This is a genomic window from Actinoplanes sp. NPDC051411, from assembly GCF_040682075.1.
Lineage (GTDB): Bacteria > Actinomycetota > Actinomycetes > Mycobacteriales > Micromonosporaceae > Actinoplanes.
Map to the genome: position 1 here is coordinate 43767 of NZ_JBFBAD010000030.1, position 16238 is coordinate 60004.

Sequence of the window (16238 nt, forward strand, 5' to 3'; positions counted from 1 at the left end):
AGCGATGCCATTCAGCCGAGTTGGCGAATCGCCTGTTCGATCGCGCCGCGGAATGCGGAGATCTGGGTGTAAACCCCTGGATAACCGTCACGGGCGCAGCCGAGGCCCCAGCTGACGATGCCGACCTGGACCCATTCGCCGGTGTTGTCGCGGCCGATCATCGGGCCGCCGGAGTCACCCTGGCAGGTGTCGACCCCGCTCTTGCCGGCGCAGATCGACTCGGCGGCGACCAGCTTGACCCCGGCCTTGCGGTATTCGGCGGCGCACGTCGCGTCGGGCACGGTCGGTACGGTTGCGAAGTGCAGCCGCCGCTCCTGGCGCATCGAGTCCTCGCGGATCTGGCCCCAGCCCATGACCGTGAACACGCCCTCGTCGCCCGGCCCCTGGACGAGCGGGAGGGTCTGCAGCGGCAGCTTCTTGTTGAGCTGGATGACCGCCCAGTCGCGGCCCTTGGTCTCGTCCTCGAACCCGTCCGCCCGGATGACCCGCACCGACTTGGCGGTGAGCGCCTGGGCCGACTTCAGGTCGGTCACGCCGGCGACCGCCTTGATGGTGGTGTTGCGTCCGGTGCCGTCGACGCAGTGCCCGGCGGTGAGGACGACGCGGGGGGCGACCAGCGCACCGCCGCATCCCATGGAGAGCCGGATCATCCACGGGAACCGGCCGGTCGGCGCCAGTTGCCCGCCTACCACCTCGGTGATCGGCTGGACCGCGCGGGTGGGACCGTGCCTCGTGTCGGCGCCGGCCGGCGCGGCCGTGAAGACGACCGCCATCAGCAGTGACGCGACAATTCGGACCATGCAGACATTGGACCATAGCGAAACGGGCCGCGGGCGATTTGCCGCGCGGCCCGTTTTGTGCAGCTTTGTCGGGCTAGTACCAGCCGGTGTTCTGGGAGTGCTCCCAGGCCCCACACGGTGTGTCGTACCGGCCCTCGATGTAGTCGAGACCCCACTTGATCTGGGTCGCCGGGTTGCTCTTCCAGTCGTCGCCGAACTTCGCCATCTTGCTGCCCGGAAGGGCCTGCGGGATGCCGAACGCCCCGCTGCCGGAGTTGGTGGCCTTGTAGTTCCAGCCACTCTCCTTCTTCCACAGCTTGTCGAGGCACGGGAACTGGTCGATCTTGAACCCCGCGTCGAGCATCAGCGCGCAGCCCGTCTTGCGGCTGCCCGTGTATTCGTTGCAGGAGCTCGGGATGTCGCCGGTGTAGGCCACCGGGCCACCGCTGGACGAGCTGGAGCCCGAGGACTCCTTCTTCTTCTGTTCGGTCGCCGCCTTCTTCTGGTCGATGACCTTCTGTTCGAGCTGGTGCGCCTTGCCGGCTGCGTCCTTGGCCTCGGCGGCCGCCTTCTCGGCGGCGTCACCCTCGGCCTGGCGCTGCCACGCGCGGGCGGCCGCGTGCTCGCTCTGACGTTGTTTGAGCAGCTGCATGTCGTCAACATCGACCTGCACGGCGACCTGGGCTTCGGCGCTCCGCTGCTGGACTTCCCGGTCCTGTCCGAGGTAGATGCCGCCGGCCAGACCTGCCGCCAGCAGGCCCACCGAGGTGGCTCGAACTCCGACCCGGCTCCAGAGCCGATTCACGAAGTATCCCTTCGTCGGGGGCAATGACGCGGCCCGTCCGACCAGCCCGAAGGCGGGTGTCCGTGCCGCGAGCACCGCGACCTCGACGGGCCGCCACCTCGATCAGTTTCGATCGAGGCGGTGGCCACAAGTCGATCTTCGACGTTGATGACCACGGTTTGGCGCTCGCCAGACACCATGGCGCAACGTGAAGTGGATGTGAAACGACCGCGCGCCTATGTGACATTGCTCATAGGTCACGAGAGCGTAAACCCGGTCAAATCTCACATCCTCCCGTCACCTCAGAGAGGTACCTCCTCAAGAAGATCGGTGACCACTTCAGCAATGGGTGACCGCTCGGACCGGGTCAGGGTCACGTGGGCGAAGATCGGGTGGCCCTTGAGCGCCTCGATCACCGCGGTGACGCCGTCGTGCCGGCCCACCCGCAGGTTGTCCCGCTGGGCCACGTCGTGGGTCAGCACGACCCGCGAACCCTGGCCGATCCGGGACAGCACGGTCAGCAGCACGTTGCGTTCCAGCGACTGCGCCTCATCGACGATCACGAACGCGTCGTGCAGGCTCCGGCCCCGGATGTGGGTCAGCGGCAGCACCTCGAGCATCCCCCGGGCCATGACCTCCTCCATCACGTTGCCGTGGACGACCGCGCCGAGCGTGTCGAACACCGCCTGCGCCCAGGGCGACATCTTCTCCGCCTCGGAGCCGGGCAGATAACCCAGCTCCTGGCCGCCGACCGCGTAGAGCGGGCGGAAGACGATGACCTTCTTGTGGCGGTTGCGCTCCATCGTCGCCTCGAGGCCCGCGCACAGCGCCAGCGCCGACTTGCCGGTGCCCGCCCGGCCGCCCAGCGAGACGATGCCGATCGACTCGTCCAGCAGCAGGTCGAGTGCCACCCGCTGCTCGGCCGAGCGACCCCGGATGCCGAACGCCTCCCGGTCACCGCGCACCAGCCGCACCGACTTGTCGGGGTTGACCCGGGCCAGCGCCGAGCCCTTCGACGAGTGGATGACCAGCCCGGTGTGGCAGGGCAGGTTTTCCGCCTCCTCGAGCTGCAGTTCCTCACCCGCGTAGAGCGCGCCGACCTGGTCCTCGCCGAGCTTGAGGTCGGACATGCCGGTCCAGGTCGGATCGCTGGCCTGGCCGTGGCGGTATTCGTCGGCGGTGATGCCCACCGCCGCCGCCTTCACCCGCAGCGGCATGTCCTTGCTCACCAGCGTGACGTCGCGGCCCTCGGCGGCCATGCCGAGCGCCACGGAGAGGATGCGCGTGTCGTTGGAGTCGTTGCGGAACCCCAGGGGCAGGACACTCTGGTCGGCGTGATTCAGCTCGACCCGCAGCGTCCCGCCCTCGTCGTTGCACAGCACGGGCTGATCGAGCCGGCCGTACTTGATCCGCAACTCGTCGAGCATGCGCAGCGACTGCCGCGCGAACCAGCCCAGCTCGGGATGGTGACGCTTGCCCTCCAACTCGGAGATCACCACGAGGGGAATCACGACCTCATGGTCGGTGAACCGGCGGAACGCCGCCGGGTCGGACAGCAGGACCGAGGTGTCCAGGACGAAGACGCGGCCCGAAGGGGCCGGCTCCGATTCGGCATGCCGGTCACGGGTCTGGCGACCCGTGGCGGCGCGGCTCCTGGAGACTTTGGCGGCCGGGTCAGCCTTCGCAGCTGGTGAAGCGACCACGGCGTCAGATCGGCGAGATGTCACAGGCCTGCTCCAGCGGGCGTGCAACCCGGAACGCCCGCGGTCCGCCACCTCCGGCACCCTTCGCATGCACGGGGTCGGGATGCGGGCCCCGTGGCGCACTTGTCGCAGGTCCGGGCCGGCCGGTTGGCCCGGGATGACCCCGTGCCATGGCACAAACGCTAGCGGTCAACAAGCAAACCCGGTAGTACCGCGTTGCCGGTGAGCCCCGTGCAGTCGGACTCCGGGCGGGTAATCTGACGACGTGGCAGAGAGCGCGCGCCCCACACATCCCCCGACCACCGCACAGGCGTGGGAGTTCACCGCCGAGCGGGCCTGCGAAAGCACCTTCTTCTTCGACTTCGACGGCGTCCTGTCGCCGGTCACCGACGACCCGGACGCCTCGCAGCCGGTTCCGGCCGTGCCCGGGGTGCTCGAGCAGTTGGCCACGGCCGTCCGGCGGGTGGCGATCGTCTCCGCCCGGCCGGTCAGCTTCCTCCGGTCGCGGTTCGCCTCCCTCGAACGGGTCGACCTCTACGGCCTCTACGGGCTCGAGGTGTGGCACGAGGGCGAGGTCGTCACCGAACCGGCCGCGCTTCCCTGGGTGCCGGCCATGGAGGACCTGGCCGAGCGGGCACGCACCGAGCTGCCATCGGCGACTCTGGTGGAGTTCAAGCGCCTTTCGGTCGCCCTGCACTACCGCACGGCGCCCCAGCTGGCGGCCCAGGTCGAGCAGTGGAGCCACGAGCAGGCCGAACGCCACGGCCTCAAGATCCAGGCGGGCCGGATGGTGGTCGAGCTCAAGCCGCCGGTCGATCAGGACAAGGGCATGGTGATCACCGAGGGCGTGCGGAACGCCGCCTGCGCCTGGTATTTCGGGGATGACATGTCAGACATCAAGGCGTTCGACGCGCTGCGGGCGCGGGAGGCGGTCGATCCGGCGTTCTTCGGCATGGCAGTCGCGGTCGCCAACCCCGAAACCGGGACCGAGGTCTCCAACGCGGCCGACCTGACGCTCGACTCACCCGAGGCGGTGGCCGAGTTCCTGGCGGCTGGTCTGAAGACCTTCCGCTGAGACTGTCGCTGACGCTTCTTTTTCCGTACGCGCTCAGGCGCCGTAGCGCCGTTGCCGGCTGGCATAGGAGCGCAGCGCCCGCAGGAAGTCGACGCGGCGGAAGTCGGGCCAGTTAGCGTCGTGGAAATAGAACTCGGAGTGCGCCGACTGCCAGAGCAGGAAGCCCGACAGCCGCTGTTCGCCGCTGGTGCGGATGACCAGGTCGGGGTCGGGCTGGCCGCGCGTGTAGAGATGCTCGGCGATGTGCTCGACGTCGAGGATCTCGGCCATCTCCTCGATCGTGCGCCCGGCCGCCGCCTGCTCGTGCAGCAGCGAGCGGACCGCGTCGGCGATCTCGCGCCGGCCGCCGTAGCCGACCGCCATGTTGACCTCGACGCCGACCGTGCGGTCGCGGGTCTTCTCCTGGGCCGCCTTGAGCGTCGCCGCGGTCGAGCCGGGCAGCAGGTCGAGCGCGCCGACCATGCGCAGGCGCCACGGGTTGCCGTCCTCGGCCAGCTCGGTCGCCAGGTCCTCGATGATCTGCACCAGCGGGTCGAGCTCGCTCGCCGGGCGGCGCAGGTTGTCGGTGGCCAGAAGGTAGAGCGTGACGTGCTTGATGCCCGCCTGGTCGCACCAGGTCAGCAGCTCCTTGACCCGGGCCGCGCCGACGCGGTGGCCGTCGTTGGGGTCGACGAAGCCCATCTCCCGGGCCCAGCGCCGATTGCCGTCGCACATCACCCCGACATGCCGCGGGACGGGTTTGCCGATCAGCTTGCCGGCGAGGCGACGCTCGTAGATCGAATAAATCAAGGACCACACACTCATCGCCTCAAACCCTAGCCCTCCCCTCCGCGCGCTCAAGGGGTGGCCGGGTGCCGGCGGACCGTCTCGCCGAGGATGCGCCCGATCGTGCGAAGGTCGAAAACCCCGTCACCGAGCCCCAACTCCACCATCCGGCGGAAAACCCTGCCGTCCCGGTCGGCCGCCCGCACCGCCGCGTCGACCACCCGCGGCTCCCGGCTCAGCAGAGCGACCAGCCTGGAGTGGCGAAGGTGCCGGCCGAGACGCCGGCGCAGGGCGATCCGGTAGGCGGCCGGATCCCGCCGGGCGGCCGCCTCCCCCGCGAGCGCCCCGGACAGCACGGCGTAGAAGATGCCCTCGCCGGTGAACGGGTTGATCAGCGACAACGCGTCGCCGGCCAGGAGAACGCGGCCTCTCACCGGCGCCGGACGCCGGGTCGACAACGGCAGGTGGTGCCCACGCAGGCCGGTCGGCTCGGCGCCGGGCAGCATCTCGCGCAGGCGCCGTTCGAGGTACGCCCGGGAGAGCGCCCGCCCGCGCAGCACCTCGCCGTAGCCGACGTTGGCGGTGCCGTCGCCGATCGGGAACTCCCACGCGTACGCCGGCCACTGCTGCCGCGTGGTGACGATCAGCTGCTCGTCCGTGTTCGCCGTCGGCGCGTAGCCGCGAAGCGCGAACGCCAGATGCCCGGGCGGATTCACGGTTTCGCCAACCGCCCGCCGGACGATCGACGTCGCGCCGTCCGCACCTATTAATACGTGCCCGCGAAAACGACCGTCGACGACCACCCCGCCGCCGGTTTCCGCGATCTTTCTCACAGCGTGCCGCCGCAGTTCGGCCCCGGCCGCGACCGCCGCCGCGACCAGCCGCGCGTCGAACACCCGGCGGGGAACGGTGTGAGCCGCCCGTGGCAGTTCGCGAGCGACGGCCGCGCCGCCGGGCCCGACCAGCCGCAGCCGCGGCACAGCGGGGTAGCCGCCGGCCGCATCCGGGACGCCGAGGTCCTTCAGCACGTCGAGCGCCTCGGCCGCGATGCCGTCGCCACACGGCTTGTCCCGCGGAAAGTCGTCCCGGTCGAGCAGGAGAACGGTCGCGCCCTTTCTCCGGGCCGCCAGAGCGGCCGCCGCCCCGGCCGGCCCGGCCCCGATGACCACGACATCGAACTCGTCCATCCGCCAAGTCTGTGCGAACCGGCGCCCGAGGCTGGTACCCGGGCATGGCTCCACAATGGGGCCGAGTTCGGCAGCCGGCTATGACAGCTTCGCGGGGCGGTCCACCGCTGCCGGGTTGCCCGCTCGGAGGATGGTCGTCCGGGTGGCCAGGCGGCGCAGCTGCGGCGACTCCGGGTCGGCGTCGGTGACGAGGCCGGCCAGTTCGTCCAGCGGCAGGACGGTGAAGTCGGAGACGGCGCCGATCTTCTCGTTGCTGGCCAGGACGTACGTGTCGGCGGCGCGGCGGGACAGGGTGCGTTTCATCGCGGCCTCGTCGGGGTCGCCGGTGGTCAGGCCGGCGTCCGGGTGGACGCCGGTGACGCCGAGCAGGAACAGGTCGGCGTTGATGCCGGCCGCCGCCTCGGCCGCGGCGGCGCCGCAGGACACCGCGGAGTGTTTGTAGACGCGGCCGCCGATCAGATAGATGTCTATGGCCGGGTGCGGGACCAGGGCGGCGGCGATGGTCGGGCTGTGGGTGACCACGGTCGCGGCCAGGTCGGGGGGAAGCTGCTGGACCACGGCCAATGTGGTGGTGCCACCGTCGAGGATGACGGTCATGCCGGGGCGGATCAGGTCGGCGGCGCGGCGGGCCACGGCCGATTTGCTGTCGGGTTCGACCCGGCGCCGGGTGGCGTAGTCGGCCTCGGCGCGGGCCGCCGGCAGCGCTCCGCCGTAAACCCGCTGGCAGAGGCCCTCGGCGGCCAGGTCGCGCAGGTCGCGCCGGATGCTGTCCTCGGAGATGCCGAGCTCGGTGGCGAGGTCTTTGGCGACGATGCGGCCCTCGTCGCGCAGCCGGGTCAGCAGCAGGTCGCGGCGCTGGGCGGCGAGCATCAGGCCTCCACTCCCGGGACCTCGGCGAGATCGAAGTAGACCGGGAGGCCGCGCTGCCGGGCCAGGGCGACGTCCTGGTCGGCGCCGGTCGAGGCGCCTTCGAGCCGGAGGACGGCGTCGCAGTGCTCGAGGAGCCGCTCGGCCGTCGGATACATGATTTTGCCGGCGATCGGGTCGGCCACGCTCGTGCCCCCGGCTTCGCGCAGCACCGGCAGCGCGACCCACTCGCCGATCATCGGGACGTGCCCGGCCTGGAAGATCGGCCAGGACGCGCTCTCCAGCCGCCGCAGGTTGCGCTCGAGCAGGGCGGGGTCGTCGCCGGTGCCGGAGCGGTAGGGCCCGGCGATGAGAATCAGCATGCGGTGAAACTAGCAACACTCGGCAAGAACGTGCAAGAACGCGCGTCCGGAATGCGTACAGAAAGAGGTGCCTCGCTCCGCACCGGGGCGCCGATGCGGAGCGAGGCGAGGGGAACAACCAGGGTCAGGCGGAGAGGCGGGCTTTCAGAGCGTCGAGCTCGGCCCAGAGAACGGCCGGGAGCTTGTCGCCGAACTTCTCGAACCACGCGGTGACCTGGGGGATCTCGGCCAGCCACTCGTCGGTGTCGACGCGCAGGACGGCTTCCAGCTCGGCCGGGGTCAGGTCGAGGCCGCTCAGGTCGAGCGCGTCCGGGGTCGGTACGTGGCCGATCGGCGTCTCGACCGCGGCGCCCTTGCCGTCGAGTCGATCGCAGATCCACTTGAGGACGCGGCTGTTCTCGCCGAACCCCGGCCACAGGAAGCCGCCATCGTCACCGCGGCGGAACCAGTTGACGTAGAAGACCTTGGGGAGCCTCGCGGCGTCGCCGGTGGCGCCCTTGGCCATGTCGATCCAGTGCTGGAAGTAGTCGCCGGCGTGGTAGCCGATGAACGGCAGCATCGCCATCGGGTCGCGGCGTACGACACCCACCTGGCCGACCGCGGCGGCCGTCGTCTCCGACGAGAGGGTGGCTCCCATGTAGACGCCGTGCACCCAGTCGCGGGCCTCGGTGACCAGCGGCACCGTGGTCTTGCGGCGACCACCGAACAGGATCGCGTCGATCGGCACGCCGCGCGGGTCGTGGTATTCGTCGGCGAGGATCGGGCATTGCTCGATCGGGGTGCAGAAGCGGCTGTTCGGGTGGCTCGACGGGCCGTCCGAGTCGGGGGTCCAGTCTTTGCCCTTCCAGTCGGTGAGGTGCGCGGGCGGCTCGCCCATACCCTCCCACCAGATGTCACCGTCGTCGGTGAGGGCGACGTTGGTGAAGACCGAGTTGCCGCGGGCGAGCGTGCGCATCGCGTTGGGGTTGGTGTGGAAATCCGTGCCCGGGGCGACGCCGAACAGCCCGAACTCGGGGTTGGTGGCCCACAGCCGGCCGTCCTCGCCGAACCGCATCCAGGCGATGTCGTCCCCGACCGTCTCGACCTTCCAGCCGGGGATCGTCGGCTCGAGCATGGCCAGGTTGGTCTTGCCACAGGCCGACGGGAACGCGCCCGCGATGTAGCGGACCTGCCCCTCGGGCGACGTCAGCTTCATGATCAGCATGTGCTCGGCGAGCCAGCCCTCGTCGCGGGCGGCCACGCTGGCGATGCGCAGCGCGTAGCACTTCTTGCCGAGCAGCGAGTTGCCGCCGTAGCCGGAGCCGAACGACCAGATCTCGCGGGTCTCCGGGAAGTGCGAGATGTACTTCGTCTTGTTGCAGGGCCAGGGCACGTCCTTCTCCCCCGGCGACAGCGGTGCACCGACGGAGTGCAGCGCGGGCACGAAGTCGGCGTCGTCGCCCATCGCCGCCAGGACGTCGGCGCCCATCCGGGTCATGATCCGCATGCTGGCCACCACGTACGGGCTGTCGGTCAGCTCGACGCCGAACATCGGCTCCGGCGCGTCGAGCGGGCCCATGCAGAACGGGACGACGTACATCGTCCGGCCGCGCATGCAGCCCCGGTAGAAGACGGTCATGGTCGCCTTCATCTCGGCCGGCGCCATCCAGTTGTTGGTCGGGCCGGCGTCGGCCTCGTCGACCGAGCAGATGAAGGTGCGTTCTTCCACCCGGGCGACGTCCCCGGGGTCGGTGCGGGCCCAGAACGAGTTGGGCTTCTTGGCCGGGTCGAGCCGGACCAGCGCGCCGGATTCGACGAGGGCGTCGGTGAGGCCGGTCCACTCGGCTTCCGATCCGTCGCACCAGACGATCCGGTCGGGAGTGGTCAGAGCGGCGACTTCTTCGATCCACTTCAGAAGGCGGGCGTGGGGCACGGTGATCTCCTTCGGTCGTCACTGACCAATGACCGATCGGGCCGCACGGGCGGCCGGGTCACGGGAGTCACGTCAGACTAAGGCGGATTCTGGTCTTATTCATCGGCAGTTCTTGTGGACAACCGCACAATCTATGGTCGCCGTGCGCGTAGACGTTCGATTCGTCGCTCCCATGCGCAGTAGTGAGCGTGTGACGACAAACGGTCAGTCCGCGACCGGCCGATCGGCGCCTTTCGCAAAACGGGCATAAGGACCTAAGCTGCGCGTAATCGGGTTTTCCTCCCATCCCGCCCGCAGGAGGCAGGAATGACGATCCCGGGCAGCGAGCAGGACTCCGACACCGCTCTCCTGACCGCCGTCCGCGCCGGCGATACCGGCGCGTTCGGCACGCTTTACGAACGGCACCGGGGATCGGCGCGGCAACTGGCGTACGGGTTGGCCCGCGACCCGGCCGACGCCGACGATCTGGTCGCCGAGACGTTCGCCAAGGTGTTCGCCTCGCTGCGGGCCGGACGGGGACCACTGGTCGCGTTCCGGGCCTACCTGCACACGACCATGCGGCACGTCTGCTACCACCGGGCCCGCCGCGACCGGCGGCTCGAGTTCACCGACGACCTGACCCGGTACGACGAGGGCCTGCCGTTCACCGACCCGGCCCTCGACCGGCTCGAACGGTCGTACGCCGCGGCCGCCTTCCGCAAACTCCCGCCCCGCTGGCAGGACGTCCTCTGGCAGACCGAGGTCGAGGGCAACACCCCGGCCGAGGTCGCGGGCGTACTCGGGATGACGCCGAACGCCGTCGCCGTGCTCGCCCACCGCGCCCGCGAGGGCCTGCGCAGCCTCTACCTCCAGCAGCACGTCGCCGCGGCCGAGCACCCCGAGTGCCGCTGGGCCGGCGACCGGCTGGGCGGCCAGCTCCGAGGCCGGCTCGCGGCCCGGGACGCCGGCCGGATGAGCGCCCACCTCGGCTGGTGCGCCGAATGCCGGGGGAGACTGGCCGAGCTGAGCGAGATCGACGGGTTCCGCCACCGTCCGTACCGGCAGCGTCACCATGCCGGGAGCAGTGGTTAAGACTCGCGAACGAAAACTGCGTTCCGTGACAGCCGCCGGTACTCTCGGGTCCGTGCCCGACACCCCGCCCACCGGCCTGCGCGCCAAGCTTCGCGGGCTGGTGCGGGAGCTCGGCAAGTTCGGCACGGTGGGCGCGATCTCGTTCACGATCGACACCGTCATCTTCAATCTGATGCTCGGCGCGGGCGCCGAGACCCTGGTCGCCAAGCTGATCTCGACCGTGGTGGCGACCACCGTCGCGTTCCTCGGCAACCGCTTCTGGACCTGGCGGCACCGGGCCCACACCCACATGGCCCGGCAATACACCATGTTCTTCGTGCTCAACGCGATCGGCCTGGGCATCGGGCTCGGCTGCCTCGCGATCAGCCACTACGGCCTCGGCGCGATCTGGCCGGCCTTCCAGAGCCGCCTCGCCGACAACCTCTCGGCGCAGATCGTCGGCACCGCCGCCGGCACACTGTTCCGGTTCTGGTCCTATCGACGCTTTGTGTTCCCCGACACGGCCGGCCCGGCAGACGACGGCCATGACCTGCGGGACGACACGCGTGCGGCTACTGTGACGCCGCCTTCTTCACCCCTTAGTGACTCGGCGTGATCGTCGACCCTCCCGTAAGGTAGCCCAATGCCCTCAGGCACCTCGCTGATCGAACGCATACGCCATTTCGCCCCGGAAGCCATCGCGTTCGGCGTCATCGGCGCCGGCAACACGCTGCTCTACATGGCGATCACGTGGGCGGCACTGCCGATCGGCGCGGTCAAGGCCAGTGTCGTCGCCACGGTGATCACGACCACGCTGGCGTACATCGCCAACCGCTACTGGACCTACCGCAACCACACCCGCACCGCGCTCCGGCGCGAATACGTCCTGTTCTTCGGGTTCAACCTGGTCGGCATGGTCATCCAGTCCGGCGCGGTGGCGATCGGGAAGTACGGCTTCGGCCTCACCGAGGACAAGGACAAGTTCGCCTTCATGGGCGTCACCGTGATCGGCATCCTGATCGCCACGGTGTTCCGGTTCTGGGCCTACCGCACGTTCGTGTTCCTCAAGCCGCCGGTCGACGGGCACGAGGCCGCGATCGCCGACCTGGACGCCACGGCCGGTTTCGCCGAGCTGAGCGCGGAAGACGAGGCGGGCAGTGTGGCCGCGCTCGACCTGCAGTTCGACCCCCGCTAGTCATCTGGGCGTGCGCCGGCCGAACCGGCCGCGGCGCTGGGCCGGCACCTCGGGCTCCGGCTCATCCTCTTCTTCCTCGTCCTCGGGAAGACTCTCGATCAGCTCGTAGAGCAGGGTCTGCAACTCGTACGCGCGGGGGACGGCGGCCAGCACCGCGGGCTCGTCGCCGATCGAGGTGACGGTCAGCGTCCCGGCGCCGGTCATCCGGTCGACCAGGGACTGGCTCACCGCATGGTCGTTGATCCGGTTGAGCGGCAGGTCACGCCGCTCCCGGGCGATCACGCCGTCCTGCAGCACGATGCGCTCGTCGGTCACCACGTAATGGGTGCAGCGCCACTCGGCGAGCGGGCGGACGCCGTATCGAACGGCGTAATAAAGCATGATCAGCGCGACCACGCCGAAGGCCAGCAGCCCGCCCTGATTCTGCGGAAGCATCACCCACGTGACGATCATGACGGCCAGGGCCACCAGCAGGAGCAACACCGGGCCGGCCGCGACCCTCCAGTGCGGATGGAGGTGGAGGACAAGCTCCTCCTCGTCGGCCAGCACATCGTCGGGAAACGCCACGCGGTCAGCGTACGTGCAGGACGTCACCGGCCGAGACGTGATGGTCACGGTCGTCAGCCGTACGGACCACCAACCGGCCGTCCGGGTCGACCGCGGTCGCGCGGCCGGTCAGCTCACCGCCGCCCGGCAACAGCACCCGGACGTCCTGGTCGATCGTCGAACAACCCCGCCGGTACGCCGCGAGCAGCCCACACAACTCGGCGTCGCCGTCGGCCTCGCGCCAGCCCTCATACCAGTCGGCGACGCCCCGCAGCAGGGCCCGCAGCAGCGGTTCGCGGTCGACATGCGCCGCACCGGCGACCCGCAGCGAGGTGGCGGGCAGCCCGGTCGTCTCCGGCAACTCGTCGGCCCGCGTGCTCACGTTGAGCCCGATCCCGACGACGACCGCCTCACCGCTCATCTCGGCGAGGATGCCGGCGCCCTTGCCCACATGACTCTGCGCATCCTTGATCAGCAGGTCGTTGGGCCACTTCAGGCTGGCGTCGACCTCGGCGACCCGGTGCACGGCCTCCCGCAGCGCCACCCCGGCCAGCAGCGGCAGCCAACTGAAGGCGGCCGGAGACGCGGGCGCCCAGCCCTTCTCCCGGTCGGGCCGGCCCGGCCGCAGCAGCACACTCAGCGTGAGGCCGGCCCGGGGCGGCGACGTCCACTGGCGATCCCGGCGCCCCCGGCCGGCCGACTGCTGCTCGGCCACGACGACCAGGCCCTCGGGCTCGCCGTGGTGGGCGGCCTCGATCGCGTCGGCGTTGGTCGAACCGGTCTCGGCCCGGACGTCCAGCCGCGACCAGAACGCGCCCGGGATGAGCAGGGCGCGGCTCAGGGCCCGGGAGGAGAGCGGCGGCCGGTCGAGGTCGGAGTAGGGCGAGGCCATCTGTCGAGCGTAGGCCGGTCCCAGGTGGTGGAGAGCGCCGGCCTTGATTACAGCGGGGGGTCGGCGGCGTGGCGGCTCACATAGACGTTGTTGTCCGGGCTGGCGGCGGGGCGGGGGCGCGGGCGGGGGCGGCGGCGTTCGGGCTCGCCGGTCGGCGCACGGAAGCGCTGGTCCGCGTCGGCGGAGAGCGGCCGGCGGGGCTCGTTCTCGAGGAACCGGTTGTCGGCCGGCTTGGTGTTGCGGCCCGCCCACGAGACCGGGACTCTGACTTGGCGCTCGTCCGGCACACCGTGGTGCTCGTCGAGCCGGCCGCCCGGCTTTCCCGGGCGCTCGTCCAGCAGGCCACCGAGCTCGACCGGCACGTCGCGGCGCTCGTCCAGCGGGCCGCCCAGTTCGTCCGGCATGCCCCGGTCGTCCAGCAGGCCGCTCGGCTCGACCGGCACATCCCGGCGTTCGTCCAGCAGGCTGCTGAGATCGACCGCTGGGCTGCTGAACGCGGCAGGTGGGCTGCTGAGCTCGTCGGGCCGGCCGCGATGGTCGTCCGGCGAGCTGCGGCGGTCCTCCCGGGAGCGGCGGTGATCGTCCCGCGAGCGGCGGCGCCGGGGCGACCGGCGGCGACGCTCGGCGGGCAGCGGGGGCCAGGTGGGGACGAGTTCGGTCGGTTCGCTGGCTACCGGGGTGAGGTCGAAGCCGGTGGCCGGTTCGTAGTCCGGCACGGCCGGGAGACGTTCGACCTGGGTCGGCCAGCCGTAGCCGCGGGCCGACGGTTCCGGGTCGTCGTCGGGCAGGTCGAGATTCTGGATCGGGACAGGGGTCCAATATTCGCCGGCTGAGGGCTCGGCGGGGTCGTCGTGGTACTCGGGGCGGACCCAGTCGGCGACCCGACTGCCGTAGGCGGGGTCGGAACGGTCCACCCCGCGTACGGAAATCGGGCGGGACTCCTCCTCGCCTGGAGTGACCAGCCCCGGCTCGGCCGGAGCCGTCCGGTGGGAGGGAGCCGAAGGCTCCTCGGTGAGCGCGGTCTCCTCCGCGAGGCGGTCGGCCTCGTCGGCCAGACCGATCGAGGCCAGGCCGCCGGGGAGATCGTCGTCGTCGAGGCTCGCGTGGCGGCGGCTCTGTCGCGGGGTGTCCGGCCGGCGCGCCTCCGGCCGATCGAACTCCGCCCGGCGCGTCTCCGGCCGATCGAACTCCGCCCGGCGTGTCTCCGGCCGATCGAACTCCGGCTGGCGTGTCTCCGGCCGATCAAACTCCGGCTGGCCACAATCCGCCTGATCGAACCCTGCCGGATCGAAGCCTGCCGGATCGAACTCGGGCTGATCGAACTCTGACTGGCCGGTGTCTCGCCGGCCGAACTCCGGCTCGCCGAAGACTGGCTGGTCGAACTCGGTCCAGGAGGCTCGCCGGGCGGTCGGCAGGTCCAGGTCGGCGGTTTCGGTGAGGGCGGCCTCGGCGAGGGACGGCCGTCGGGGGATCTCGGTCCGCGTCCGCTCCCGCGGGGACGAACGCCGGGCACGCTCCGCCGTCGACCGTTCGCGCTCGCGCTGGGCTCGGCCTTCCGAGCGCTTCCCGCGGCCTTCTGCCGGCCGGGCGCGGCTTTCCAACGGCCGGGCGCGCACGCCCGGCTGCTCAGCACGCCCTTCGAGCTGCCGGGGGCGCCCTTCCGACCCGGGCCGCCCTTCCGACCTGGGCCGCCGCCCTTCCAGCTCGGCCCGCCCCTTCGGCTCGGCCCGCCCCTCCGGCTGTTTGGGGCGCCCGAACAGGACGGAACGGAGGCAGATCAGCGTGGCGATGCCGCCTGCGATGAAGGCGAGCCCGGCCGCGGTCATCCAGTTGGTCACGCCAGACGTAACGAATGGGGCATTGAGTGCGAAACGCACCCGTAGCGACGCGGGACCCGAACCCGCATTACGATCACCGGAGATCCCTGAACTGTCGTTCGAGAGCGCGAGGAACCCGGTGACGACGCAGCAGGACGCAGACATCCACACCACCGCCGGCAAGCTCGCCGACCTGGCCCACCGCACCGACGAGGCCGTGCACGCCGGCTCGGCCCGGGCGGTCGAGAAACAGCACTCGCGGGGCAAGAAGACCGCGCGCGAACGCATCGAGATGCTGCTCGACGAGGGTTCGTTCGTCGAGCTCGACGAGCTGGCCCGGCACCGGTCGACCAACTTCGGGCTCGAGAAGAATCGGCCCTACGGCGACGGCGTGGTCACCGGCCACGGCACGGTCGACGGCCGCCAGGTCTGCGTCTTCTCCCAGGACTTCACGGTCTTCGGCGGATCGCTCGGCGAGGTCTTCGGCGAAAAGATCGTCAAGGTGCTCGACCTGGCCATGAAGATCGGCTGCCCGATCATCGGGATCAACGACTCGGGCGGCGCCCGCATCCAGGAGGGTGTGGTCGCGCTCGGGCTCTACGCCGACATCTTCTTCCGCAACGTGCGGGCCAGCGGCGTCATCCCGCAGATCTCGCTGATCATGGGTCCGTGCGCGGGCGGAGCCGTCTACTCTCCGGCCATCACCGACTTCACGGTCATGGTCGACCAGACCTCGCACATGTTCATCACCGGTCCCGACGTGATCAAGACGGTCACCGGCGAAGAGGTCGGCATGGAGGAACTGGGTGGGGCCCGCACCCACAACACCCGCAGCGGCAACGCCCACTACCTCGCGTCGGACGAGGACGACGCGATCGACTACGTGCGGGCGCTTCTGTCCTATCTGCCGTCGAACAACCTCGACGATCCGACGATCTTCGAGTCGCTTGCCGACCTGTCGCCCTCCGAGGCCGACCTTGCGCTTGATTCGCTCATTCCGGATTCGGCCAACCAGCCCTACGACATCAAGAAGGTCGTCGAGACCGTCGTCGACGACTTCCTCGAGGTGCAGCCGCTCTACGCGCAGAACATCGTGGTCGGCTTCGGCCGGGTCGAAGGACGCCCGGTCGGCGCGGTCGCCAACCAGCCCATGCACTTCGCGGGCACCCTCGACATCGCGGCCTCCGAGAAGGCGGCCCGCTTCGTGCGCACCTGCGACGCCTTCAACATTCCGGTGGTCACCTTCGTCGACGTGGGGGGGGGTGTTGAGGGGGCGCCGGGGGGGTGGGGTGGGGGCTTAACGC

Annotated in this window: 16 protein-coding genes; 5 read left to right on the forward strand and 11 right to left on the reverse strand. The window is 70.4% G+C overall.

Annotated features, from left to right (window positions below):
- Positions 1 to 11 precede the first annotated feature (11 nt).
- The 3 genes from AB0M88_RS18555 to AB0M88_RS18565 all read right to left on the reverse strand — a co-directional run bounded on the left by AB0M88_RS18555 (position 12) and on the right by AB0M88_RS18565 (position 3290).
- On the reverse strand, positions 12 to 800 hold the full coding sequence (locus tag AB0M88_RS18555; protein ID WP_364103087.1) for a serine protease: 789 nt from the start codon (positions 798 to 800) through the stop codon (positions 12 to 14).
- 73 nt (positions 801 to 873) lie between these two features.
- Complete coding sequence (locus AB0M88_RS18560; RefSeq protein WP_364103090.1) at positions 874 to 1584, reverse strand: lytic transglycosylase domain-containing protein; 711 nt, start codon at positions 1582 to 1584, stop codon at positions 874 to 876.
- Positions 1585 to 1865: 281 nt separating this feature from the next.
- Positions 1866 to 3290, reverse strand: a complete 1425-nt coding sequence (locus AB0M88_RS18565) for a PhoH family protein (protein ID WP_364103093.1) — start codon at positions 3288 to 3290, stop codon at positions 1866 to 1868.
- 241 nt (positions 3291 to 3531) lie between these two features.
- Here AB0M88_RS18565 and otsB point away from each other — a divergent pair, with 241 nt between their 5' ends.
- Positions 3532 to 4341, forward strand: coding sequence for a trehalose-phosphatase (gene otsB / locus AB0M88_RS18570; protein WP_364103096.1), 810 nt, complete (start codon positions 3532 to 3534; stop codon positions 4339 to 4341).
- Positions 4342 to 4374: 33 nt separating this feature from the next.
- On the opposite strand, the gene AB0M88_RS18575 is transcribed toward otsB, so the two are convergent.
- The 5 genes from AB0M88_RS18575 to AB0M88_RS18595 all read right to left on the reverse strand — a co-directional run bounded on the left by AB0M88_RS18575 (position 4375) and on the right by AB0M88_RS18595 (position 9440).
- Complete coding sequence (locus tag AB0M88_RS18575) at positions 4375 to 5145, reverse strand: isoprenyl transferase (RefSeq protein WP_364103099.1); 771 nt, start codon at positions 5143 to 5145, stop codon at positions 4375 to 4377.
- Positions 5146 to 5177: 32 nt separating this feature from the next.
- The gene (locus AB0M88_RS18580; RefSeq protein ID WP_364103102.1) at positions 5178 to 6293 is read right to left on the reverse strand and encodes a geranylgeranyl reductase family protein; all 1116 of its coding nucleotides are present in this window, start codon (positions 6291 to 6293) and stop codon (positions 5178 to 5180) included.
- A gap of 78 nt (positions 6294 to 6371) precedes the next feature.
- The gene (locus AB0M88_RS18585) at positions 6372 to 7163 is read right to left on the reverse strand and encodes a DeoR/GlpR family DNA-binding transcription regulator (RefSeq protein WP_364103105.1); all 792 of its coding nucleotides are present in this window, start codon (positions 7161 to 7163) and stop codon (positions 6372 to 6374) included.
- Positions 7163 to 7522: a DUF4406 domain-containing protein gene (locus AB0M88_RS18590; protein WP_364103108.1), complete on the reverse strand. Its 360-nt coding sequence runs from the start codon at positions 7520 to 7522 to the stop codon at positions 7163 to 7165. Before AB0M88_RS18590 ends, AB0M88_RS18585 begins: the two co-directional genes overlap by 1 nt.
- Positions 7523 to 7646: 124 nt before the next feature.
- Positions 7647 to 9440, reverse strand: coding sequence for a phosphoenolpyruvate carboxykinase (GTP) (locus tag AB0M88_RS18595; protein ID WP_364103226.1), 1794 nt, complete (start codon positions 9438 to 9440; stop codon positions 7647 to 7649).
- A 300-nt stretch (positions 9441 to 9740) separates the two neighbouring features.
- On the opposite strand from AB0M88_RS18595, the gene AB0M88_RS18600 reads away from it, so the two are divergent.
- Genes AB0M88_RS18600 through AB0M88_RS18610 form a run of 3 tightly spaced genes read left to right on the forward strand, consistent with a single transcriptional unit; the run spans position 9741 to position 11679 of the window.
- On the forward strand, positions 9741 to 10505 hold the full coding sequence (locus AB0M88_RS18600; protein WP_364103111.1) for a sigma-70 family RNA polymerase sigma factor: 765 nt from the start codon (positions 9741 to 9743) through the stop codon (positions 10503 to 10505).
- A gap of 25 nt (positions 10506 to 10530) precedes the next feature.
- The gene (locus AB0M88_RS18605; RefSeq protein ID WP_364103114.1) at positions 10531 to 11100 is read left to right on the forward strand and encodes a GtrA family protein; all 570 of its coding nucleotides are present in this window, start codon (positions 10531 to 10533) and stop codon (positions 11098 to 11100) included.
- A gap of 27 nt (positions 11101 to 11127) precedes the next feature.
- Entirely contained in the window at positions 11128 to 11679 is a 552-nt protein-coding gene (locus AB0M88_RS18610; protein ID WP_364103117.1) for a GtrA family protein, read from the forward strand.
- Here AB0M88_RS18610 and AB0M88_RS18615 read toward each other — a convergent pair whose 3' ends face one another.
- From AB0M88_RS18615 to AB0M88_RS18625, 3 genes are read right to left on the reverse strand one after another with little or no spacing between them, the layout of a single operon-like run.
- The gene (locus AB0M88_RS18615) at positions 11680 to 12246 is read right to left on the reverse strand and encodes a PH domain-containing protein (protein WP_364103120.1); all 567 of its coding nucleotides are present in this window, start codon (positions 12244 to 12246) and stop codon (positions 11680 to 11682) included.
- A gap of 4 nt (positions 12247 to 12250) precedes the next feature.
- Positions 12251 to 13117 (reverse strand): biotin--[acetyl-CoA-carboxylase] ligase, encoded by an 867-nt coding sequence (locus AB0M88_RS18620; protein WP_364103123.1) that lies wholly within the window; start codon positions 13115 to 13117, stop codon positions 12251 to 12253.
- A 47-nt stretch (positions 13118 to 13164) separates the two neighbouring features.
- Positions 13165 to 14955, reverse strand: coding sequence for a hypothetical protein (locus AB0M88_RS18625; protein ID WP_364103126.1), 1791 nt, complete (start codon positions 14953 to 14955; stop codon positions 13165 to 13167).
- 118 nt (positions 14956 to 15073) lie between these two features.
- Between AB0M88_RS18625 and AB0M88_RS18630 the strand changes: the two genes are divergently transcribed.
- Positions 15074 to 16238: acyl-CoA carboxylase subunit beta (locus tag AB0M88_RS18630; protein WP_364103129.1), on the forward strand; the 1165-nt coding region annotated here is incomplete at its 3' end.

Bases quoted from the DNA above. Each gene is read 5' to 3' on its own strand.
- AB0M88_RS18555 (WP_364103087.1), bottom strand. From the start codon at position 800: ATGGTCCGAATTGTCGCGTCACTGCTGATGGCGGTCGTCTTCACGGCC.
- AB0M88_RS18575 (WP_364103099.1), bottom strand. From the start codon at position 5,145: ATGAGTGTGTGGTCCTTGATTTATTCGATCTACGAGCGTCGCCTCGCC.
- AB0M88_RS18580 (WP_364103102.1), bottom strand. From the start codon at position 6,293: ATGGACGAGTTCGATGTCGTGGTCATCGGGGCCGGGCCGGCCGGGGCG.
- AB0M88_RS18585 (WP_364103105.1), bottom strand. From the start codon at position 7,163: ATGCTCGCCGCCCAGCGCCGCGACCTGCTGCTGACCCGGCTGCGCGAC.
- AB0M88_RS18590 (WP_364103108.1), bottom strand. From the start codon at position 7,522: ATGCTGATTCTCATCGCCGGGCCCTACCGCTCCGGCACCGGCGACGAC.
- AB0M88_RS18600 (WP_364103111.1), top strand. From the start codon at position 9,741: ATGACGATCCCGGGCAGCGAGCAGGACTCCGACACCGCTCTCCTGACC.
- AB0M88_RS18610 (WP_364103117.1), top strand. From the start codon at position 11,128: ATGCCCTCAGGCACCTCGCTGATCGAACGCATACGCCATTTCGCCCCG.
- AB0M88_RS18620 (WP_364103123.1), bottom strand. From the start codon at position 13,117: ATGGCCTCGCCCTACTCCGACCTCGACCGGCCGCCGCTCTCCTCCCGG.